The sequence below is a fragment of the Niabella drilacis genome, from assembly GCF_900101395.1.
Taxonomy (GTDB): Bacteria; Bacteroidota; Bacteroidia; order Chitinophagales; family Chitinophagaceae; genus Niabella; species Niabella drilacis.
On record NZ_FMZO01000012.1, the window covers coordinates 64451 to 85259 of the forward strand.

Annotated in this window: 21 protein-coding genes and 2 tRNA genes; 16 read left to right on the top strand and 7 right to left on the bottom strand. The window is 45.2% G+C overall.

What is annotated here, in order from left to right; genetic code table 11:
- The first annotated feature begins 662 nt into the window (after positions 1-662).
- Complete coding sequence (locus tag BLS44_RS18795) at positions 663-1028, top strand: VOC family protein (protein WP_090391779.1); 366 nt, start codon at positions 663-665, stop codon at positions 1026-1028.
- A 199-nt stretch (positions 1029-1227) separates the two neighbouring features.
- Here the strand turns inward: BLS44_RS18795 and BLS44_RS18800 are convergent, their stop codons facing one another.
- Positions 1228-2337 carry an acyltransferase family protein gene (locus BLS44_RS18800; protein ID WP_090391780.1) on the bottom strand — a complete coding sequence of 370 codons (1110 nt, stop codon included), beginning with the start codon at positions 2335-2337 and terminating at the stop codon, positions 1228-1230.
- A 688-nt stretch (positions 2338-3025) separates the two neighbouring features.
- On the opposite strand from BLS44_RS18800, the gene BLS44_RS18810 reads away from it, so the two are divergent.
- Positions 3026-4966 (top strand): sensor histidine kinase, encoded by a 1941-nt coding sequence (locus BLS44_RS18810; protein WP_090391782.1) that lies wholly within the window; start codon positions 3026-3028, stop codon positions 4964-4966.
- A 49-nt stretch (positions 4967-5015) separates the two neighbouring features.
- Positions 5016-5630 (top strand): response regulator, encoded by a 615-nt coding sequence (locus BLS44_RS18815; RefSeq protein ID WP_090391783.1) that lies wholly within the window; start codon positions 5016-5018, stop codon positions 5628-5630.
- Positions 5631-5851: 221 nt separating this feature from the next.
- On the opposite strand, the gene BLS44_RS18820 is transcribed toward BLS44_RS18815, so the two are convergent.
- Positions 5852-7789 (bottom strand): ABC-F family ATP-binding cassette domain-containing protein, encoded by a 1938-nt coding sequence (locus BLS44_RS18820; RefSeq protein WP_090391784.1) that lies wholly within the window; start codon positions 7787-7789, stop codon positions 5852-5854.
- Positions 7790-7906: 117 nt separating this feature from the next.
- Between BLS44_RS18820 and BLS44_RS18825 the strand changes: the two genes are divergently transcribed.
- From BLS44_RS18825 to BLS44_RS18840, 4 genes are all read left to right on the top strand, one after another.
- On the top strand, positions 7907-8530 hold the full coding sequence (locus BLS44_RS18825; RefSeq protein WP_090391785.1) for a DUF3347 domain-containing protein: 624 nt from the start codon (positions 7907-7909) through the stop codon (positions 8528-8530).
- Between the two features lie 79 nt (positions 8531-8609).
- Positions 8610-8682, top strand: a tRNA-Lys gene (locus BLS44_RS18830).
- 115 nt (positions 8683-8797) lie between these two features.
- Entirely contained in the window at positions 8798-9310 is a 513-nt protein-coding gene (locus BLS44_RS18835; RefSeq protein ID WP_090391786.1) for an ATP/GTP-binding protein, read from the top strand.
- Between the two features lie 601 nt (positions 9311-9911).
- A complete protein-coding gene (locus BLS44_RS18840) occupies positions 9912-10781 on the top strand; it encodes a helix-turn-helix domain-containing protein (protein ID WP_218127783.1) in 870 nt (289 codons plus the stop codon).
- A gap of 87 nt (positions 10782-10868) precedes the next feature.
- Here the strand turns inward: BLS44_RS18840 and BLS44_RS18845 are convergent, their stop codons facing one another.
- A complete protein-coding gene (locus BLS44_RS18845; protein ID WP_090391787.1) occupies positions 10869-11519 on the bottom strand; it encodes a phosphoribosylanthranilate isomerase in 651 nt (216 codons plus the stop codon).
- 264 nt (positions 11520-11783) lie between these two features.
- Here BLS44_RS18845 and BLS44_RS26320 point away from each other — a divergent pair, with 264 nt between their 5' ends.
- The 4 genes from BLS44_RS26320 to BLS44_RS18860 all read left to right on the top strand — a co-directional run bounded on the left by BLS44_RS26320 (position 11784) and on the right by BLS44_RS18860 (position 13622).
- On the top strand, positions 11784-11945 hold the full coding sequence (locus tag BLS44_RS26320) for a hypothetical protein (protein WP_176954476.1): 162 nt from the start codon (positions 11784-11786) through the stop codon (positions 11943-11945).
- A 70-nt stretch (positions 11946-12015) separates the two neighbouring features.
- Positions 12016-12369: a TMEM175 family protein gene (locus BLS44_RS18850; protein WP_090391788.1), complete on the top strand. Its 354-nt coding sequence runs from the start codon at positions 12016-12018 to the stop codon at positions 12367-12369.
- 338 nt (positions 12370-12707) lie between these two features.
- Complete coding sequence (locus BLS44_RS18855; RefSeq protein ID WP_090391789.1) at positions 12708-13187, top strand: BON domain-containing protein; 480 nt, start codon at positions 12708-12710, stop codon at positions 13185-13187.
- Between the two features lie 15 nt (positions 13188-13202).
- On the top strand, positions 13203-13622 hold the full coding sequence (locus BLS44_RS18860) for an SH3 domain-containing protein (RefSeq protein ID WP_090391790.1): 420 nt from the start codon (positions 13203-13205) through the stop codon (positions 13620-13622).
- 146 nt (positions 13623-13768) lie between these two features.
- Here BLS44_RS18860 and BLS44_RS18865 read toward each other — a convergent pair whose 3' ends face one another.
- Positions 13769-15058, bottom strand: coding sequence for a bifunctional folylpolyglutamate synthase/dihydrofolate synthase (locus tag BLS44_RS18865; protein WP_090391791.1), 1290 nt, complete (start codon positions 15056-15058; stop codon positions 13769-13771).
- Between the two features lie 247 nt (positions 15059-15305).
- Here BLS44_RS18865 and BLS44_RS18870 point away from each other — a divergent pair.
- Positions 15306-15391, top strand: a tRNA-Leu gene (locus tag BLS44_RS18870).
- 144 nt (positions 15392-15535) lie between these two features.
- On the opposite strand, the gene BLS44_RS18875 is transcribed toward BLS44_RS18870, so the two are convergent.
- Positions 15536-15826, bottom strand: coding sequence for a hypothetical protein (locus BLS44_RS18875; RefSeq protein ID WP_090391792.1), 291 nt, complete (start codon positions 15824-15826; stop codon positions 15536-15538).
- Between the two features lie 21 nt (positions 15827-15847).
- Positions 15848-16093: a hypothetical protein gene (locus BLS44_RS18880; protein WP_090391793.1), complete on the bottom strand. Its 246-nt coding sequence runs from the start codon at positions 16091-16093 to the stop codon at positions 15848-15850.
- A 366-nt stretch (positions 16094-16459) separates the two neighbouring features.
- On the opposite strand from BLS44_RS18880, the gene BLS44_RS18885 reads away from it, so the two are divergent.
- The 4 genes from BLS44_RS18885 to BLS44_RS18900 all read left to right on the top strand — a co-directional run bounded on the left by BLS44_RS18885 (position 16460) and on the right by BLS44_RS18900 (position 19875).
- Positions 16460-16696, top strand: a complete 237-nt coding sequence (locus BLS44_RS18885) for a type II toxin-antitoxin system HigB family toxin (protein ID WP_090391794.1) — start codon at positions 16460-16462, stop codon at positions 16694-16696.
- A 59-nt stretch (positions 16697-16755) separates the two neighbouring features.
- On the top strand, positions 16756-17136 hold the full coding sequence (locus BLS44_RS18890) for a helix-turn-helix domain-containing protein (RefSeq protein WP_090391795.1): 381 nt from the start codon (positions 16756-16758) through the stop codon (positions 17134-17136).
- Positions 17137-17473: 337 nt separating this feature from the next.
- Complete coding sequence (locus BLS44_RS18895) at positions 17474-18298, top strand: MBL fold metallo-hydrolase (RefSeq protein ID WP_090391796.1); 825 nt, start codon at positions 17474-17476, stop codon at positions 18296-18298.
- Between the two features lie 659 nt (positions 18299-18957).
- Positions 18958-19875 carry a metallophosphoesterase gene (locus tag BLS44_RS18900; protein ID WP_090391848.1) on the top strand — a complete coding sequence of 306 codons (918 nt, stop codon included), beginning with the start codon at positions 18958-18960 and terminating at the stop codon, positions 19873-19875.
- Between the two features lie 276 nt (positions 19876-20151).
- Here BLS44_RS18900 and mscL read toward each other — a convergent pair whose 3' ends face one another.
- Positions 20152-20580, bottom strand: a complete 429-nt coding sequence (gene mscL / locus BLS44_RS18905) for a large conductance mechanosensitive channel protein MscL (RefSeq protein WP_090391797.1) — start codon at positions 20578-20580, stop codon at positions 20152-20154.
- Positions 20581-20809: the final 229 nt, after the last annotated feature.

Consider the following 20809-nt stretch of genomic DNA (forward strand, 5'->3'; position numbering starts at 1 on the left):
AAAAAGTCGACTGCCAGGTACCCGTGGTTGACCAGGATATCCAGGTGCCCGGTACCCAGCGGCTCGGTCAGGTGAAAGGTTACAACGATAATGGCAGCAACACCACGCAAAGCATCCAGCACAAGATAGTGCGGCTTGGTATAAAGGTTATTATTATTCATTCTTCCTGGAATATTGGGTTCAGGGGGTTATTATAAATGAATTGACATTACCCGGTATCCGTTCAGCAAGCTCCTGCATGTGAAGCTATTTGCCGGCAGCATATCTGATCCCGGGATCGACCGGTGTTTTTTGTTGCTGCAGGCAAAATCTGCCAACCGTATATAAACAGGCCAAAACCGCGCATCTCTCATCTTCATATATTCGTTTAATGATCGTGTACCAATTGCTGTTCAACAGATCTGCAAACTTAGGTAAATAACCTGTCCGGCTGCACTTATTGATAAATGCCAGTATGGAAATGCTCGGGAAAGTTGATCTCTTTTGATCTATTAAGCCCGGAAGACCCAAAAATCCCGGATAAACGCACCGCGTTTACAACATTGCTTACAACCCAATTAATGTGATTCAATTTCATAATGCGCTCATTTCATCTATGCAGCCCATTTATCCTGATCACTGCCGTCAAAGCCGGACAGATCGGACACTTTTAAAATAGAGGACTGGTAAAATTTTATGAGCAGGTAACGGGAATGCCGGTGCTCCGATACACTCCTGACTTTGCCGAATTGCAAACCCCAACAGCAACGCTGGCAATAGGAAGCACAGGAACATTACAGTTTTTGGGTGGTAATAGCGTCGCTGAACCTTTACAGAACCGCAGTGCCATTATTGAGTTTAGGGTGGAGAACGTTGACTGGGATTATGAGCGATTGGCTGATTTTCTGCAACCATATATCGTTCAGCACCCAACAATAATGCCCTGGGGAAACAAATCGCTTTTATTCAGAGACCCTGATGGTAACCTGGTCAACCTTTTTACACCCGTTATGCCGGAAGCCATTAAAAAGTTTGAAAGCAAAGAATAAATACAAATGTGCCCAATCCCAGATGAACTTATATTATGTAGCCTTGCTATATCGCTTCGTCCCCCTCCTTCTTAATTAATGAAACACATCGCCGGAGCTTGCAGCCCCCCTATCTCACTGCATATCCGCCCGCCCGGTTTGCCATAGACAAGATGGGAAGGGATACGTTGGAGCTACACTTTTGCACCACAGCAGGAAGCTATTGCCCCCATTTTTTTCTCAGCCATTTGCGAACGGGTTCATCATACCATTTCAAACAGGCATACGCCAAAACTATGCTGCCGGTCAGGATCAGCAATGCATAGGGCCAGGCCTGCGCAAGGGTTACCCCCTTATGGTTGCTGATCCAGGCCACATAAAAACACACCACCGGAAAATGCACCAGGTATAGCGGATAAGATATATCACCCAGGAATTTACAGATCCTGCCCTCCGCAGGAGTATGTACCATACCACTGGCCCCCAGGTAAACAATGAGGGGGAAAATAATAATGATACATACGGATTCATACACCCCGTTCATCCAAAGATGCTCAGCACCACCGATGCGGGGCATATATAAGACGAGGGCGATCAGGAGGCTGCACCATAAAAAGGCATGCCTGATACGGGTAGGTTTTGCGATCCTTGAAAGCAACAACCCTGCAAAGAAGGGGTACATGGTACGGGTAATACCCACGCGTACCTGTTCCCCGTTTAGCGTCCAGCCACCGCTGACATCCCCGTTGGTGATAGCCAGATGAGCGAGCGCTACGGCCGCGATCAGCACCAAAACACCCAGCGCTGTTTTTGAGAACTTCCGGATGCCGATGGCGTAAAGGATATTGGCGATATACTCAAAGAACAAGGACCAGCCTACGCTGTTGAGCGGATGCATTTCCTCCCAGCCCCGGATGTCCAGCGATAAGGGCACCGGCAGGATCGTATAGCCGATGAGCATTACCAGCAGCATTTTCCAAAGGGGAATGGTGTGAATAAGCGGCCAGATGGCAGAATCTGTGAAATAAAACCCGATGGCCCCGAGGGTCATTCCCAAAACCACCATCGGCTGAAGCCGTTCGACCCGGCGCTTAAAGAAAGTACCGACAGACATCTGATGCCAGCGGTCATCATAGGCATAACCGATCACAAAACCGGACAACAGGAAGAAAAAGTCGACTGCCAGGTACCCGTGGTTGACCAGGATATCCAGGTGCCCGGTACCCAGCGGCTCGGTCAGGTGAAAGGTTACAACGATAATGGCGGCAACGCCACGCAAACCATCCAATATCGGGTAGTGCGGCTTTGATGAAAGGCTATTATTATTCATGGATCTTTGGATCAGGATCAGGGTTTATTAAAAAGGGTATAATTGATGTTATACCCGTTTCAGAAGGCTCCCACATTGCTGCCGCCGGCGGCAGATGCATCATCAGCCGGTAAGCCTTCACTTTCATTCCGGTGCGCCGGAACATAAACAGGATAAAGTCACCGGAAGTCTCCATCTTCATATGTTCATTCAATGATCGTTTATAAATTGTTATCGGAAGAAGCGGTAAAATTAAGCAAGTGTCTTGTTCAAATGCAACCAAATCGTATCAAAATCCAGACAGATCGTCTCATTTTTACACACAGCCAGGGTTGTATGTTCCGCTGAAACTGCCTGCGCCCTGTAACCTGCACCGGGCGGCGGCAATATATAGCCCCATCCCTTCCCTGTCCTTTAAAACTGCAAAAGATGCAGGCAGTCCGCTTTTTTGTAATCCACCGGAAGCTCCCAAAGCGGGAAGACAATAAAAACAAGCTGTAAATCAATCTAATGCGGCTCATGTTAAAGCCGGTAAATGCGCTGCATTGCAAAATCGGCCGTTCCGGGAACGAAAAAGCCAAAGCAGGCAATCGTAATTATTAAAAGCCGGATTTTTTGAAAACGACGCGCTGGAAAATCATTAAAAAGAATGAGAAAAAAAACAAGACTGACACTTAATTTGCAATAACAGAAAAATGTAATTTGGGGAATGGGAAAACTATCGCTTATACTCATTGCACTCCTTACCGTCTTTACGGGGTGGAGCCAGTCGGCCATGAATAAAGACAGCCTGCTAAAAGTGCTGAAAACAGCAAAGGACGACACGGCCAGGGTATTGCTGTATATCGATATAGGTTATCAGTACGAGCAGGACGACCCGTCAACCGCCGGGCAATATTATCTGATGGCCGGCGAACTGAGCCAACGCCTGCATTACAAAACGGGTACTATTAAATTTTTGACCAACTACACAGGCATCCTGAATGGAAGGGGCGCATACGACAGTGCTTTAGCGCTCAATAAACAATCTTTTCAACTGGCCCGGGAAATACATAACGATCTGTATATCGGAAAAACAGCAGCCAACATCGGCAATAGCTTTAATTATTTAAGTGAGTATGACAGTGCCATTTATTATTATGAAATGGCCGGAAGATACTTTGAAGCAATGGACAACAACTATCTTCTTGCCCGGATGTATGAAATGGAGCAACTCGTTTATCAAAATATGATGCAGTACAAAAAGGCGCTGCAGTATGGCAAAATGGCCGTAAAAGAGTTAAGATCTTCAGGAGATAGCGTTGATTTAAGCAGAAGTCTGCTTAACCTTGCCAACAGCTATCAGAATAACAACTTTATTGATTCGGCATTAAGCTGCTATAAAGAGGCACTAACGATTTCCCGGAAACTAGATTTTATCTCGGGCGAAGCAGCAAGTCTTTTGGGTATCGGCAATATTTATTTTCATCGTTACGATGCAGATGCAATGAAGCCTTACTTTGAAAAAGCACTGGCATTGTCAAAACAATCCGGAGACCCAAACGGAGAAGCAATAGCATCCAGGGGAATGGCGCTGTACCACCTTTTAAAAAAAGAACTGGATAAGGCAAAAGCATTTTGCATCGTTTCTTTAAAATTAACCGATAGTGCCGGTAGCAAATATGACAGGTATGAATCCATGAATACATTATCATCCATCCTTTATGCGCAGGGCAATATTATTGAAGCAGAGAAAGTAAGATACAAAATGCAGCTATTGGAAAACGAAATAAGGGGAAGCGAATTGCAACAGAAAACCATTTCGATTGAAAAGAAATTTGAAACCGAAAAAAAAGAGGCACAAATAAAATTACAGCGGTCGCAACTGCACCAGAAAAACACACTCAACTATATTTTATCCGGCAGCGCAGTAGCCTTATTGCTCATTTCGCTGCTCGCCTACCGCAACTACAGGCACAAACAAAAACTACAACAGGCAAAAATTGATGAACTGGAAACCGAAAAGCAATTAACCGCCACTGAAGCCGTGCTGAAAGGTGAAGAACAGGAACGTACCCGGCTGGCCAAAGACCTGCATGATGGTTTGGGAGGAATGCTCAGTGGCATAAAATATTCTCTAAACAATATGAAAGGGAATTTAATTTTAACGGCCGAAAACGCCCGGGCTTTTGAACGCAGCATTGATATGCTGGACAGCAGCATACAGGAAATGCGCCGCGTGGCACACAATATGATGCCGGAAGTTCTGGTAAAATACGGGCTCAATGTAGCCGTTGGGGAGTTTTGCAGTGAAATAGACCGGAGCGTTGCGCTGCACGTCACTTACCAGCCCATAGGTATGGAGCAGGTCGCAATTGATCAGACCATTGCGGTTACTATTTACCGGATAGTACAGGAACTGGTCAACAATGCCATTAAACATGCCCACGCGCAAAACCTGCTGGTTCAGTTGCAGCCATCCGCATCCGAAAAAATGCTGATGATAACCGTGGAAGATGATGGCAAAGGCTTTGACACTGCTGCACTACCCGCTTCAAAAGGCATAGGATGGAGCAATATCCAAAACCGGGTAGAATTTTTAAAAGGCAAAATCGACGTACATTCCGAACCGGGCAAAGGCACTTCTGTTTTAATAGAAGTCCATATCTGAAATAAGCCCGCGAAGAGGGTTCAATGAAAGTCTGCAAACATCAGCAAACATGAAAGCAAGCGTATTTATCGTAGACGACCACTACATGGTAATAGAAGGCATCCGTTCCTTATTACAGAACGAAGCAGGCATTGACTGGATGGGACATGCCACCAATGCCGCTTCCTGCCTTAGTTTTTTAAAACAGCAGCAACCGGATATTATACTGATGGATGTAAACCTGCCGGATGCCAGCGGCATTGACCTGTGCAAGGAAGTGCGGAAGCAGTACCCTTCTGTTTTTGTATTGGGATTAAGTACCTTTAATCAACAGGCCATCATCCGTAATATGACAGACAATGGTGCATCGGGCTATGTATTAAAAAACGCTACGCGGGAAGAGTTGCTGGAAGCCATCCGGACGGTTGCTTCCGGCAAAACCTATCTCAGTCCGGAAGCAGCATTTACGCTTAAAGACACCGGCAGCAGCACACCGGTTATTACGCGGCGTGAAAAAGAGGTATTACAGTTAATAGCCGCCGGTCTCACCAATACCGAAATATCGGAGCGGCTTTTCATCAGCGTTCCCACCGTAAATACCCACCGTAAAAGCCTGCTTGAAAAATTTGATGCTAAAAATACAGCGATCCTTATTGCAAAAGTCATCCGCCAGGGAATGATATAGCCGCATATGAAAGAATTTTATGCTCCGCGGCTTTTATCCGGAAAAGATCGGGGGCACCGGCTTCAGCTGCCCGCCTATAAAACCCCGGGGAATATGAAGGATAAGAACGGAACCAGCCCGGGGCTGCCCCCAACAATTTTCGACCTTAACCCCCAACCCCGCCATTGACCGGTGATGCGCAAAACGTATACGGATCAAATCTCAAACCTGAAATCAAAACCTCAGCCTTCCAGCTCCATCAGCTTTGTAAAAACGGCTTCATAGTCTTTTTCCAGTCGCTCATTTTCTTTGGCAGCGGATGCATATTCCTGCTCGGCTTTCAAAAACCGGGTCTTGTCTGAATAGATCTGCGGATCCGCCAGGTCTTTTTCCAGTTGCAGCATCAGGGCTTTATTCTTATTCAATGCCTCTTCAGCCTGCTGAAACAATTTTTGCTGGCGCTGGATCTCTTTTTTCAATTCCTTATTAACAGGAGCGTTAACAACCGGTGGCGGGGCGGGTGCTTCCACCGCTGCGGGTTTTGCTTTCTGATGCCCCTGTTTTTCGGTGGCGCCGTTCTTACGCATCCGCTCATTCCAGGCCACCCATTCATCATAAGGGCCCTTAAATTCCTTGATCTTTCCGTCTACGATCTCCCAGATCTTGTTAGCGGCCTTGGATATAAAGTGACGGTCGTGGCTTACCAGGATCAGCGTGCCCTCGTACCGGTTCAGCGCACTGATCAGCAGATCCACACTGTGCATATCCAGGTGGTTGGTAGGCTCATCCAGCATCAGGAAGTTGGCTTTGCTCACAATGGTTTTTGCCAGTGCCACCCGGGCCTTTTCGCCCCCGCTCAGGATCCGGATCTTTTTATCGGTATCATCGCCGCTGAATAAAAAACAGCCCAGCAGCGCCCTTAGCTCCAGGTCGGTCATCTGGCTGCCGCAACCGCGCATTTCGTCCAGTATGGTATTATCAAGGGCCAGCGCTTCCAGCTGATGCTGTGCATAGAAACTTTCATCCACGTTATGTCCCCATTTGCGGTTGCCGGTATAGGGTTCTGCATCGGCAATGATCCGCAGGAGGGTTGACTTTCCCTTGCCATTGGCGCCGATCAGCGCGATCTTATCGCCCCGCTCGATCTCCGCTTTGGCGTTGCTCAGGATCACATTGTCGCCAAAAGCTTTTGAAAGATGATCCAGCTCAACCAATACCCGCCCGGGTACTTTATCAACCCTGAAGTTGATCCGAAGGTCGGGCCGTTCGATTGCCACATCTTCAATACGGTCCAGCTTATCCAGCTTTTTCATAATGCTCTGGGCCATGGCGGCTTTGCTGGCCTTGGCCCTGAAGCGCTCTACCAGCCGTTCATTCTGCCGGATATAGTCCTGCTGGTTCTCATATGCTTTTTGCTGCATCTCGATCCTTACCGCTTTCTCCTTTTCATAAAATTCATAATTGCCATTATACATATGAAGCTCCCGCTGGTAAAGCTCTACGATCTTTGTTACCATACGGTTCAGGAAAAATTTATCGTGGCTTACGATCACCACCGCTCCCTGGTAATGCTGCAGGTATTTCTCCAGCCATTCGATGGAGGGAAGATCGAGGTGGTTCGTAGGCTCATCCAGCAACAGCAGGTCCGGCTTGGCCAGGATCATTTTTGCCAGCAGCACACGCATCCGCCATCCGCCGCTGAACTCCTTGTACGGGCGGTTGAGATCGGAATTGGAAAACCCGAGCCCCTGTAATACCTCCTCCGTCTTATGCTGAATATTGTAGCCACCAAGCAATTCCATTTCATGCAGCTTATCCGTATACTCAAGCAATGTTTTTTCATCGCCGGTACGCTCCAGTTCCTTTCCCAGATCTTCTATTTCTTTTTCGAGCCGGATCACCTTTTCAAAAGCACTCATCGCCACCTGCAGGATAGAATCGTTGGTATCGAAGCTCAGCAGGTCCTGATGCAGGTAGCCAATCGTCGTTTCGCGGCCCCGCTCAACCGTGCCTTCCGAAGGGCTAAACTGGTTAACAAAAAGTTTTAAAAGGGTGGACTTTCCGGTACCATTATAGCCGATAAGCCCAATGCGTTCATTGGGTTGTATATGCCAGGTGGCATCTTTTACGATCACTCTTGCGCCGAATTCAAATGTAACGTTCTGTAAGCCGATTAACATATCTTCTGCTGATTTTATCCTTCAGTTTAAAATAATTGATTGTTTATCAGTATTTTTGTTTTCCTGAAACCTGCAAATTTAGTTAATACAAACGAGTAAATAACATTATAGGTCAGTATGAAAAAGCTTTTAGTAGTCATTGTGGTAGTGATCGCTGCCTTCCTGGTTTATAAATTGATAAAAAAAGACAACCCACCCCGGGAGAAGCCGGTGCCTATTGCCGTAAGCAAGCATAGTGATGTATTCAATCACTCGGTGGATGCCGTACTGGCCAGCTACTATGTAATGGCCGATGGGTTTGTGAACTGGGATACTGCGGCAGTAAGTAAAGCCGCACTGACCCTCCAAACGGCGCTTACTGATTTTAAGGTAGAGGAGCTCAAACAGGACAGTGCTATTTATCAAACGGCCAGGTACCCCCTGGAAATGGCAAAAACGAACACCGGCATTATTGTGAATGCGCGTGACTGGGCAGAAAAAAGACATGCGTTGAACGATCTTTCGGATGCGCTGCGTATGCTGCTGCTGACGGTAAAATATGACCAGGCATTGGTATACTGGCAGGAATGCCCCATGGCCTTTGGCGAAGGGCAGCCGGCCAACTGGCTGAGCGGCAAAAATGAAATTGTTAATCCCTATCTTGGAACCAAAGACCCGAAATATGGGCAAACCATGCTGAATTGCGGCGAAAATAAAATGATCATTGATTTTACCAAACCAGATTCTGCACAGGCAAAATAAATCACTTATATTTGCAGCCCGGATAAAAAAGACTACCCTGTTCCGGGCTCCCGTAGTGGCTGTAAGGGTAGCAAAAAATGACTCCTTAGCTCAGTTGGTAGAGCTACTGACTCTTAATCAGTAGGCCCAGGGTTCGAGTCCCTGAGGGGTCACAGTAAAAGAGCTAATCGCAAGATTAGCTTTTTTATTTAATACTACCTGGATGCAAAAGAAAGGTCGGCCCGGGTTGACCCAATTCCCCGGCAGGATCAAAAAACAAACTAACATATGAGAATTGCGGTATTCGGTGCACACAAAGTTGGCAAAACCACATTGGCTGAAGAACTCCTGGAGCATCTTCCCGGGTATACCCTTGAGCAAGAGCCCTACTATCAACTGGAGTCATCAGGTTATGAATTTTCGGAAAATCCAAACGCAGAGGATTTCATTGCGCAGTTTAATTATTCAGCCAAACTGATTTCCCAAAGCGGAAAGAATGTGCTATTTGACAGATGCGTCATTGACATCTTAGCTTATCTTCATGTCCTTGATCCACACAGAAATATTCAATTCCTCTTTGAAAAAGCACAAACAATAATTGCGGAAATTGATCTTTTTGTGTTTGTTGCTATTGAAGAACCGGATCTGATACCGGGCTACCAGACAGATCGGCCAAAACTCAGAAGCCAGGTTAACGATTTACTCCATGACTGGATTGAGGATTTCGGAATAGAGGTAATTGAGGTGAGCGGTACATTATCGAATCGCAGAGACCAGGTACACTCCTGTATTTCTGCGTAAAATCTGGGCTATTCTCAATCAGAAATGCCAGTTTTTTCAAATTGGTTATAAAGGATTCAAATTCTATACGCTGAAGTCCACAAACAACAATGCCTTCAAATTTATTGATTTTAAAAGCCTTACAATGCCCAGCCTGAAGATATTAACAAGGTCCAATCATCCTCAACTAATAGAGAAGTTATAGTGAGTCCGGGTATCACAAGAACTGATTCATTGCTCTTCAAAAGCTATTACCCGGCCGAAGATACCGGTCGGCCAAAATCTCTGCGCTCCAGCCTCCTCTTTCGTTATCGTTTATTCCATGCAGTTTCCCGAGTACTATTCCCAAGGTTCTCTTTTATAAAAAATCTGCAGTATCCCTGTTGAACGGGAATATTGAAGTCTTGCCTCAAAGACATAATTATAGTTAATGTAATGTATTTACCGATCATTCCAATCACTAATTTAAAAGGGATAAAACGATATTCACCATCCGGCAAAATGGCGCTTTGCCGGATGTTCCGGAGCAATCACATCCGGTATTGTTGTAAAATGTTTCATTATCTCCGTTATTCGTTCTCATTTTGTTCTTACCGGTTTTTTTAAATTTGCAGCATATAAAATGCAGCAACTTCAGAAAATGATAAAAACCTACAATATACCGGCATTTCTTAAATATCTGAACATTAATGCTTCAAACAGTGATACCATTCAGGTTGTTTTTTATGATGAACATCCCGAAAAATTATTGAAATCTATACCGGTTAAAATAGATTTTTATCTGCTGGCCCTGAAAGATAAAATTGAAGTGCAGTCGCCGGTTGAAGAGATGTCTGATTCTTATTTATTCCTGGACAAGCCCGGAAACACTATCGAATGGGATCTGAAAGAACCATTTGAAGGATTCGCCATTTTGATCAGTGAAAAACTGCTGAACAAAGCAGTAAAGGACGTCTCATTTGCGGACTACAACCGTCACGAAGCACTGTTTTTGACAAAAGAAGAAAAGGAAACTTTGTATGATCTATTCAGGAAAGCATTTGCTGAATTTCAAAAGAAAAACTCCGCTACAGAGGTGCTGGTTTCCTATACCTCGCTCATACTTTCCTACACACAGATCTATTACGAACGCCAGTTTGAAGCCCGGAGCAATGTTTACAACAGGGTCGTTGCCGACTTTTACAAACAGCTGGACAATTATCTCAACGAGCCAAACGAAAAGTCAGGGCTGCCTTCCGTCGCCTATTTTGCCGGACAGGCTAATTTATCCACCAACTATTTCGGGGATCTGATCAAACACTTTACAGGCAAGGCTCCCATCGATCATATACACGAAGGGATTATTCAAATAGCTAAAAGCAGGTTGCTGAAAACAAAGCTGTCGGTTGGTGAAATCGCATACAGTTTAGGCTTTGATTACCCGACTTACTTTACGAGGTTCTTTCGTCAAAAAACAGGCATATCGCCGAAGGTGTTCAGGAATCAATCATAAATCAGAAATACATTCTTTCAGCATACAGCCAATGAACTTCGCATCACGGTCCACGCTTGCGGCAATACATCGCAGGCGGTAGTCTTTTTATCCAATGGCACTGAAAAAATCTCTGAGTTTCCCTTTGTCGAGTTTTCCGTTTGTTCTTACACCACTACAAAGATCAAGTCCAAACGGCTGTACAAATTCTATTGCCTGTTTTACATTATCCTTGTTTAGTCCGCCTGCAAGAAATAACGGAATTGAGATTGATTTTCTAATTTCCCTGCTTAAATCCCAATTGTGCGTTCGCCCTGTTCCTCCTAACTCTTTAACCGGTAAATTCGGATTGCCGCTGTCCAAAAGAACGGCATCAACATACTTTGAAATCTCAACAGCTTCTTTTACCGAGTTATCGTCTATAACGTGAATAACCTGTACCAACTTTACATTTGGCAATGCGCTGCGGATTATTCCATATTCTCGTTCCGCTAACGCGTCCACTATTTGAATTGTTGTTGTATTTACCCTTTTATAATGTGCGATTATTTCCAGGGGCTTTGTCTCACTTGTGAGCAGAAAAGATGAAACAGGTGGGGGAACGATCCTTGCGATCTGGTTAATGAGTTCATATCCGATTACACCAGGGCCGCTTGGCATATGACCAACCAAACCTAATGCAGAAGCGCCGTATTCAATTGCAATTCCGGCTTCTTCAACACTACTTATACAGCATATTTTTACTCTTGGCCTCGTCATATAATTATTTTATCCTCAATACCCTCCATCATGAACTCCCAAATATACGAACCATTTCCCTCATACCAGGACAAGAACACACCTGTTTAAAAGATTTAGAGGGTACGGCAAAACTGAAGACCTACTATTTTATTTAACAAGCCGGCCCCAATGGTCCTGTATCTGTAAAAAGTTTCATTTTTAACCTAATCTGTTTTCCTTTACCCCCCTTGCCGGATATAGTTTTGAACTATCAACAATGATACAATTAAAAAGTAATTCAAAATGGAAAAACAGATCAATTTAGCGGGAATGGAGCATCAGCCCACAGCCACAGCAAGAATATCTAAAGAATTATTGGAAACAGCCAAAAAACAAATGGATGTAATTTCGGAAAAAGATTATGCTAAAATCATGGGGATGGTCAACGTCTGTAAAAGGGCATGACGCAGCATCCTTAACAAAACCCCGGACGATTGGCGTAAATAAGCCCGCTTTTTATTAAAATTCAGATGCCATGCGAAAAGAAAGATTTGAAGCTATAACAGATGCGATACTGGCAATCATTGCAACATTAATAGTATTGGAGATCAAATTAGGAGACTTGTCAAATGAAGGTATTCATCGTTTCGTTGTTCAAATACTGATTTACGTAGTCAGCTTTACATATATCGCTATCCTTTGGCTCAATCATCACAATATGTTCCGTTATGTAGAGAAGGCAAATGCAAAGATCATCTGGATCAATTTCTGGCTGCTGTTCAGCACATCCCTGATACCCCTGGCTACTGCAACCGTTAATGAATCATTTTTTAACCACCGGAGCCATGATAACGGGGGCTTCACCGCCTTTCAGAAAACACATATCTAATTGATTTACAGTCAATTTTAGCTATCTTAGTCGCTAAAGACTTCCCGATAAAGTATCCGGGTTTTACTCCAATGGGGCATAGAACAAACTTCAACCCTAGCTGAGGCTAATTTTCTGCTTTATTGTATTCAGGGGTTGACACGCCTTCCTGTTTGATCGTCATTATCATTATATAAACCTATAAGCTTCTGAGCCGGAAACAGCAATGCTGCGCACCCGCAACAGGCGCATTCAGAACGTTTGAGAATTAAGAAATAAAAAACATACCGCTAATTTATTTATATCGGAATTAACTTATATTCGTTGTAATTAAATTTCTTCACTAAAACCCGAATCAAATGAAAAAAGTTCTGGCCATGATTGCCATTGCTGCGTTTGCTTTTGCATTGCCGTCCTGTAAAGGAAAAAGCGACGCAGACATCAAAACAGAAGTAGACGCGAAGTTAGCAGCCAACCCTGATTTTGCACAACTCACTTCTGATGTTAAGGAAGGGGCTGTTACAATTTCCGGTAACGTCAAAGATGATGCTACCAAAACGGCCGTTGATCCTGCCGTAAAAGAAGTAAAAGGTGTAAAATCTGTTGTAAACAATGCTACTGTACCTCCTCCTCCCCCGCCTCCAACCATCAATCCTGACGACCTGTTAAATACAGCCATTAAGGATGCGATCAAGGACCATCCCGGCGTAAAGGCTGAGGTAAAAGAGGGTGTTGTAACACTCACCGGCGACATTAAAAAGGCAGACCTGGCTACTTTAATGCAGAAAGTAAACGCTATTCACCCCAAAAAAGTGGAGCAAAAATTAACCGTAAAATAAAAGGAGGACCTTACTATGGCACTGGAAGAAAAATACAAAGCATTAATTGACGCGGCAAATACCGCCGGAGTTGCTAACCTTGCAGTAAGAGAACAGGATGGCGTTTTATATATTGATGGCGATGCGCCCAGCGGCGCTGTAAAAGACCAGCTCTGGACCATCTATGATCAGATTGACCCCAATTATACCAGCGGGGATCTGATCTTAAACGTTAATGCCAAAGCCGAAGCAGGCTCCAAAGTACGGGTAGCCACCCAGGAAACGGCGCTGAACATCCGCAAAGGACCCGGTACGGATCAGCCAATCGTGGGTAAGGCCCAGAAAGACGAGATCATTACTTTGATCAGCCAGGCAAACGACCAATGGTCTTCCGTTCGTACCGATGACGGTACTGAAGGGTATGCCTACTCTCAATACCTGGAACCTGTAGCATAACAGGATCCCGGGATCTTTTTTTAAACCGTTCCACAATCCGGAACGGTTTTTTTTATGAATTCCCGGGAGAAATAACTTCCGTTAACCACCCGGCTTTCCTACAAAATATGAGCGAAGATCTGCGGGTACCTGCGCCCGCGGTGGCGTCACCGGGAGACTTCCCCCACCAGAAAGATACTTCCGCAAACCAGTACCAGGTCATTGGTATGGGCCTGCGCTTTTGCGGCAACGAGCGCTTCGTTAACATCCGGCCACACGGTTCCCTTAAGCCCCCATGCGGTTGCCTTCAGCATCAATTCAGCAGCAGGCAGGGCACGGGGAAGCTTTGCATTCGTAAAATAATAAACTGCGGTAGAGGGCAACAGCGATAATACCTTGTCCACGTCTTTGTCCTTCACCATTCCCAGTACCAGGTGCAGCTTCCGGTAAGGAGTCAGCTCCAGCTGGCTCAGCACCTGCCGCATCCCGTCCTCATTGTGGGCTACATCCAAAACAATACGTGGGTTCCGGTGTATGGTTTCCCATCGGCCATGCAGGCCGCTTAATCTTTTGGTATGCGCAATACCTTTTGATATGGAAGCTTCATCAAGCGCGATACCACATTGCCGCAACTGCCGGCAGGACTCCAGCACGGTCAGCAGGTTTTTTACCTGGTAGGCGCCCGAAAGCTCCGGCTGGTAACGATAGTGATCCACGGCGGTATCTTTTGACACTTCTGCAACAAGTGCTTCATCCTCATAAAACCAGTTCTCCACATGGAATACCTGGTCTGCAAAACTGATCGGGGCCTGTTGTTCCCTGGCCTTGCGGATAAATACCGGTGCCGTTTCCTCCTGTGTTTCCCCGATGATTACCGGGGTTCCCTCTTTAATAATCCCCGCTTTTTCCACAGCAATTTTGGGCAGCGTATCCCCCAGCAATTGTACATGATCCAACCCGATATTGGTGATCACCGAAAGAAGGGGATGTATAATATTCGTGCTGTCCAGCCGTCCCCCCAGCCCTGTTTCGATCACGGCAAAATCCACTTTCTGCGCCGCAAAATGGTCAAAAGCCAGGGCCACGGTGATCTCAAAAAAACTGGGCTCATATTGTTCAATAACCGGTCGTACTTTTTCAATAAAGTCAACGACCTCCTGTTCACTGATCATGGCTCCATCGACCTTTACCCGCTCCCGGAAGTCGGTAAGATGAGGAGAAGTATACAATCCTGTTTTATAACCCTGGGTCTGCAATACAGAAGCCAGCATATGGCTTACCGACCCCTTGCCGTTAGTTCCTGCTATATGAATAAACCGCGTTTGGGCCTGAGGATCGCCCAAAGCCCTGCAGAGTGCATCAATATTATCAAACCCGTTTTTTATTGCCGATGCCCCTACCCGGCTAAACATCGGAAGCCGGTCATAAATAAAATCGAGGGTTTCCTGGTATGTCATGATTTAAAAACACAAAGATAGGCACCACACCTGCTCAAAAGCCGTTACCGGCAGTTTCACATTATTTAAAAATAGACGGCACTACTTGTAGTATAAATGAAGTCTTTTACCTATTTTCGCAATCCTTAAACAGGCAACCAGGGTGAAGTTCCCGGTTCCGTGACAGTTGTCGGCAGGCACTGCCCGGTAGCAACAAAGAAAGTTCTTTATTTCAAAAGGAAGCTTTTATAGGTTCCATCTTAATATTGCCCGGGTGGCGAAATTGGTAGACGCACCACCTTGAGGTGGTGGCGCTGGTAACTCGGCGTGCTGGTTCGAATCCAGTCTCGGGCACAAAACCCCTCTTTTGAGGGGTTTTTTTATGCCTTGGAATGCAGTACTGACGCGTATTACAGCCCATTTGTCAGATTCTCGTTTCCTTTCAAAACACCTTGGGTTGACATTTTTTTGTTACCCCAACGTACCTGGCGAGTATCATTATATTGAATTTTTCATACCTTGGTTTTGAAAATCCACTAAAAGGAAACAAAACGCAATGAGTGTTACTCTTAGAAAAAGAAAAAATGCTGATGGCACAATAATCGCTGTTTCTGTTATTGTCGGTTCGTTTGCGTAAAGCAATTCCGACACCATTTCCGGAGTTAATTTAATAGCTGCTATTTCTTCAATCTGTGCAAGCTTTCCTGATAGCAATTGGCATGCATGTGTCAACCTGGCGACGTCGCTGTCATATTGGATCTTATTGAACGATACTAAAATTGGCTCCATGTTATATTCTCATTAATTTCATTACTGCATCAAGTTCTTCTTTTGTGGGATCTCCTGCGGCTTGGTGGGGCCTGGGCGCTTATCTCTTTTATAGCCCTTTTCCTCTTGCCCCTCATCGAAAGAATTAATATACTCCCTGGCAGAGAGATACTTACCCTCCTGAGTTTTCACATATTCACGGGATATAAACTGCAAAAGATCCGGCTTTTTATCAGGGTCAGGTAACGCTATACTTGTTAATACTTCACCCAGATTGTATCTAGCCATAAGATTCTATTTTATTGTTTAAAAAGGCAAATCATCCGCCTCAGTGAGCGGAGACGCCGGGCCCCGCATTACCGGGTGTGCAGGTGGTGCAGATGACTGCTTGAAATCGTTGACCGCAATCAGGAGATTGCCAATATTTCCATAAAAATATTTCAACTATTATCCGGCGGCAACCGCACGTAAATAACAGTTTGAATTTTTATAGCAATGAAAAGCCAGGTTCAGAGAAAGGAAAGGGTTTTACGGGGAAATATGTTGCGCCGCAGGTGAGCGATGGTTAATAAATGCAAGCGATACAGCACACCCGTATCACGATTTCGTTAATTATTTTTCGTTTTTGTGAACTTTTAATATCTTTGTGGTCCAATGGTTGTCATTTCAAAAGCAAAATTGATTGAGTTCTACGATGCTGAACACCGGGCAAAGGAACCGCTGCTGAAATGGTATTATGAAGTGCTGAGTTGCGCTTGGAGTGGCTTTGCGGACGTTAAAAGGACTTTTAACAGCGTGGATGCCGTAGGTAACGACCGGTTTGTATTCAATATTGGAGGAAATAAATACCGGCTGGTAGCAATGATCCATTTTAGCAGACGTACCTTGTAGGTCCGGTTTGTGGGCAAGCACAAAGAATATGATGCCATTGACTGTAAAACAATTTGACCATGAGCAAGACAATTACAAAAGCGGAATTTAAAAAGGCGGAGGCCGAAATGGAAAAACTGCTGGCAAAAGCTACTGCAAAGGGCGGCTTTGATGCGCTTACCCCAAAAGAAAGCAAATTGCTGGATGGCTATACAGAAACTGTTCGGGTGTATGAAGAACAGCATTATGTACTTCCGATGCCGGATAGCCTGCAGGGGATTTTACAGCTTAAAATGTACGAAAACCAATTGAAGCAAAAGGACCTGGCAAAAGTACTTAATACCACCAGTACCCAGTTATCCGAGATCATGCACAATAAGCGCAAGCCTACCCTGGCATTTTTAAAGTCGCTGAATCAGAATTTGGGAGTGGATGGCAACCTACTGCTAAAGCTGGCATAATACGCCAAAAATGAGCAAAACTTAAAAATTTGTTCCGCTATTGTTCCTCGCAGCCAGTAAAACATTTATAATAATTTGATAATCAAATAACAAAAGTATTGTGCCAGTCCCGGGCACACAAGAGCGTTGTAAGTTAAGTTAACTACTTACAACCTTCTTGCTTTAACGCGTGCCCGATAATGTTGCAGTCCCTTCTTTTGACATTTTTGCCCGAAAAACGATGCACTGTTGCAGGCATACAGGCCGGAACAATGTTCTTTTCCACTGACCACTTATAAAAATCCATAGTCTGCCCGCTCCCCCGAATCTCTTTAACTAAAAAAGAGTACTTTGCAGCATGCCCGGGCTTTATCTCACCTCTCTTAATTCAGGCAGTAATGGTAACTGTTATTATATCGGCAACGATGAGGAAGCTGTATTGATAGATGCGGGCTTATCCTGCCGGGAAACAGAAAAAAGAATGTCCCGGCTGGGGCTGTCCCTGAAGAAGATAAAAGCAATATTCATATCCCACGAGCATAGCGACCATATCAAAGGTCTCGAGGTACTGTCCCGTAAACACCAGCTCCCCGTATACATTTCTCCTGAAACGCTACGGCATGCGGGTCTTGAACTGGACCCAGGCCTGGTACGGCCGCTATCTGCAGGGACACGCGTTCCTATCGGCGCACTTATCGTCAGTGTATTCCTGAAACATCACGACGCGGCAGACCCGCACAGCTTTACCGTAGAAGATAACCACACCTGTATTGGCGTTTTTACGGACATCGGGAAAGTATGTGACAATATCAGGGCCCATTTTCAAAGATGTCATGCGGCTTTCCTGGAAGCGAACTACGATGAGGTATTGCTCGAGAATGGCCGGTACCCCTATCACCTGAAAAAAAGAATCCGCGGCGACAGGGGCCATTTGTCCAATAAAGACGCCCTCGACCTTTTTCTTTCCTGCCGACCAGTGCATATGAGTCACCTGTTCCTTTCCCATCTCTCTGCAGACAACAACGATCCGGAACTCGTTCATAAGTTGTTTCATGAACAGGGCACAACCACTAATATCATCATCGCATCGCGGCACGAGGAAACACCGGTTTATACCATTTGTGGCAGCGACGTATCTTACCCCGGCATTCCGCCCGCACCCGAACAACTGACATTATTTTGACAAAGCATTGCAACAGCACCAGGCAAATATCCTGCAATTGGCAGAAAAAAGCTTATGGCACCCGCCCACCATTTTGCCTCCATAGCAAGGTAAAAAAACAGGGGTAGAAACCCCCGCTGCTTTACTATTGAAAACCTACTAAATATCAAGCCTCCGCCCAATGAGAGGCTTTTAATTTCTTTATCCTGTACGGTTCAGTATTATTTGATACCGGGAAGAAGGTACTGCCCGCGCTCTTTCCCCGTTCAAGAAGACAATGGGAACTATTATTATTTTCGTACACTTCATTAATTCGGCTGAAGCATATAAAATGATCTAAAAGGCTCTGTAAACAATGGACGCAAAGGTAAACAGATAAAATGGAATCCTATTCTTATTTCGCGTTTTCACCCATCAAATACCCTTTTTTATTTTATTAAATAAACAGATCCATTTGCCGGTTGCCTGTCAGGTTGTAATTTTGATTTTTGAAATGCTGCGATGCGGGCCAATACCTTTATTAAAACAGGGGGTATTAAAGACGAAGCAATAACTATATTGCATTATTTTTTTACCCCATCCTCCGGTCTTTTGAAATGAATACATTTGCAACAGACCTTGTCATCATTACAATGCCTGTTACAGGTATCCTGAGGAATCGCGCGAACAAAACAAAGTATATGAAAAAAATAAGCTTATACCTGTATAACGGGTTAGTATTATTGTTAACAGCAAACCTATTATACGCGCAGACGGAGAAACCCGTGATCCGTTTTGGGCTCATTGCTGACCCCCAGTATGCAGATGCTGATTCCCGTGGTACACGATTCTATCGCAATTCCCTGAAAAAGCTGGAGGATTGCGTAATAACCTTCAACCAGGAGAAATTGCCTTTTATGATTAACCTGGGAGATATCACAGACAGGAACCCCGCCGACCTGGACCCGGTATTACAGGTACTTAAGCAGCTACGCAGCCCGGTTTATACAACGCCCGGCAACCACGATTATACAGGAGTTGCCAGCAATGAAACATTATACAAAAAGCTGAAGATGCCGGCCCCCTACTATTCCTTTAAAAAAGGAAACTGGCGTTTTATAATGTTAAACACCAATGAAATTGCATCATACTCCAATGTGGCCGGCACCTGGAAAGAGCAGGAGCTGAACGTCATGCTGAAAAACATCAACGAACGCCATGGGAAAAATGCGCAGGAATATAACGGAGGTATCAGCAGCCGGCAATTACAATGGCTGAAAGCGTTACTGCAGCGCTCGGAACGCAAGGGAGAAAATGTGCTGATATTCTCTCATCATCCATTTGGCTGCGCTACAGGCTTAACAGCCCTCAACGATAAAGAAGTAATCGCTGTTATTGCTCCTTTCAAATGCGTCAGGGCATTGATCGCCGGCCATCATCATGCAGGAGCTTTTTGCGAGATTGGTACGCTGCCCTGCATTGTGGCCGAGGGAATGGTTGAAACGCCGGATCAGAACTCTTATGGTATTGTGGAATTGTACCCGGATAAACTAATGCTTAAAGGATACGGCAGGATGACCACCCGCACAATCTCTTTTAAGACAATTAAGAACCGGTAAGTGTTCCCCGGTGTTCGTCATAAACCCTCCCTCCGGGGGCTGAACCATGCAATAACCTGGTCCTGCGCTAAGGGCCTTCCGCTGCGGGGAATATTTGTACCAGGAAGACCCCGGTAAATATCCCAAAGTTACAAAAGCCGTTTTATGAGGCATAGCCGTACGATCCGTCACAGATACATCTATTGGCGAATAACCACTGAAACAGTCCCGGCCCTTTACATGCACTGCCATGCCCCTCCCTGCAAGCCCATCCGGTTAACTGCATGTGAACCGCTTTTACTTCTTCAGTGAGTCCCGGATCTCCATCAGCAGCTTATCTGTTGACGATGGTTCAGCCGGCGCCGCCGAAGCTTCTTCCTGTTTCCTCTTCAGGGCATTCATGCCCTTAACCAGCAGGAAAACACAGAATGCAAGCAGGAAAAAGTTGATGGCTACCGTGATAAAGTTTCCATACGCAAGAATTACGGCGTCATTTACTTTCCGCGCATCGGCAAGGGCCGTGCCCGCAGGAACATTTCCTTTAAGCACAACGTACAGATTGCTGAAGTCCGGCTTACCGATAACCGCCGCAACAACCGGCATAATCAGGTCGGCCACAACACTATCAACAATCTTCCCAAACGCGCCGCCAATGATCACACCAACAGCCAAATCCATTACATTGCCCTTAACGGCAAACTCTTTAAATTCTTTAATAAATCCCATAACACTGATTGTTTAAAAACAGATCGATCCTACCGGCCACAGGTCCCGATGCATCAGCGAATTTGGCGAATCGGCCACCGCTAAAGAAAAAGACACAGGGGCCACAGATCAAAATGGTACTGACGAAATTGCGCAGAAGTTACGATAGTACGATCCTCCCGCGGCCCCTCTTGCCGGAAGATTCGCCTTTTCACTTATTAAATACCTTTTTTTATCATTTTATAATTTC

What these genes read in the sequence shown, in the direction of transcription:
- BLS44_RS18800 (WP_090391780.1), bottom strand. Translation starts at nt 2,337, where the DNA reads ATGAATAATAATAGCCTTTCATCAAAGCCGCACTACCCGATATTGGAT.
- BLS44_RS18810 (WP_090391782.1), top strand. Translation starts at nt 3,026, where the DNA reads ATGGGAAAACTATCGCTTATACTCATTGCACTCCTTACCGTCTTTACG.
- BLS44_RS18815 (WP_090391783.1), top strand. Translation starts at nt 5,016, where the DNA reads ATGAAAGCAAGCGTATTTATCGTAGACGACCACTACATGGTAATAGAA.
- BLS44_RS18820 (WP_090391784.1), bottom strand. Translation starts at nt 7,789, where the DNA reads ATGTTAATCGGCTTACAGAACGTTACATTTGAATTCGGCGCAAGAGTG.
- BLS44_RS18825 (WP_090391785.1), top strand. Translation starts at nt 7,907, where the DNA reads ATGAAAAAGCTTTTAGTAGTCATTGTGGTAGTGATCGCTGCCTTCCTG.
- BLS44_RS18835 (WP_090391786.1), top strand. Translation starts at nt 8,798, where the DNA reads ATGAGAATTGCGGTATTCGGTGCACACAAAGTTGGCAAAACCACATTG.
- BLS44_RS18840 (WP_218127783.1), top strand. Translation starts at nt 9,912, where the DNA reads ATGCAGCAACTTCAGAAAATGATAAAAACCTACAATATACCGGCATTT.
- BLS44_RS18845 (WP_090391787.1), bottom strand. Translation starts at nt 11,519, where the DNA reads ATGACGAGGCCAAGAGTAAAAATATGCTGTATAAGTAGTGTTGAAGAA.
- BLS44_RS26320 (WP_176954476.1), top strand. Translation starts at nt 11,784, where the DNA reads ATGGAAAAACAGATCAATTTAGCGGGAATGGAGCATCAGCCCACAGCC.
- BLS44_RS18850 (WP_090391788.1), top strand. Translation starts at nt 12,016, where the DNA reads ATGCGAAAAGAAAGATTTGAAGCTATAACAGATGCGATACTGGCAATC.
- BLS44_RS18855 (WP_090391789.1), top strand. Translation starts at nt 12,708, where the DNA reads ATGAAAAAAGTTCTGGCCATGATTGCCATTGCTGCGTTTGCTTTTGCA.
- BLS44_RS18860 (WP_090391790.1), top strand. Translation starts at nt 13,203, where the DNA reads ATGGCACTGGAAGAAAAATACAAAGCATTAATTGACGCGGCAAATACC.
- BLS44_RS18865 (WP_090391791.1), bottom strand. Translation starts at nt 15,058, where the DNA reads ATGACATACCAGGAAACCCTCGATTTTATTTATGACCGGCTTCCGATG.
- BLS44_RS18875 (WP_090391792.1), bottom strand. Translation starts at nt 15,826, where the DNA reads ATGGAGCCAATTTTAGTATCGTTCAATAAGATCCAATATGACAGCGAC.
- BLS44_RS18880 (WP_090391793.1), bottom strand. Translation starts at nt 16,093, where the DNA reads ATGGCTAGATACAATCTGGGTGAAGTATTAACAAGTATAGCGTTACCT.
- BLS44_RS18885 (WP_090391794.1), top strand. Translation starts at nt 16,460, where the DNA reads ATGGTTGTCATTTCAAAAGCAAAATTGATTGAGTTCTACGATGCTGAA.
- BLS44_RS18890 (WP_090391795.1), top strand. Translation starts at nt 16,756, where the DNA reads ATGAGCAAGACAATTACAAAAGCGGAATTTAAAAAGGCGGAGGCCGAA.
- BLS44_RS18895 (WP_090391796.1), top strand. Translation starts at nt 17,474, where the DNA reads ATGCCCGGGCTTTATCTCACCTCTCTTAATTCAGGCAGTAATGGTAAC.
- BLS44_RS18900 (WP_090391848.1), top strand. Translation starts at nt 18,958, where the DNA reads ATGAAAAAAATAAGCTTATACCTGTATAACGGGTTAGTATTATTGTTA.
- mscL (WP_090391797.1), bottom strand. Translation starts at nt 20,580, where the DNA reads ATGGGATTTATTAAAGAATTTAAAGAGTTTGCCGTTAAGGGCAATGTA.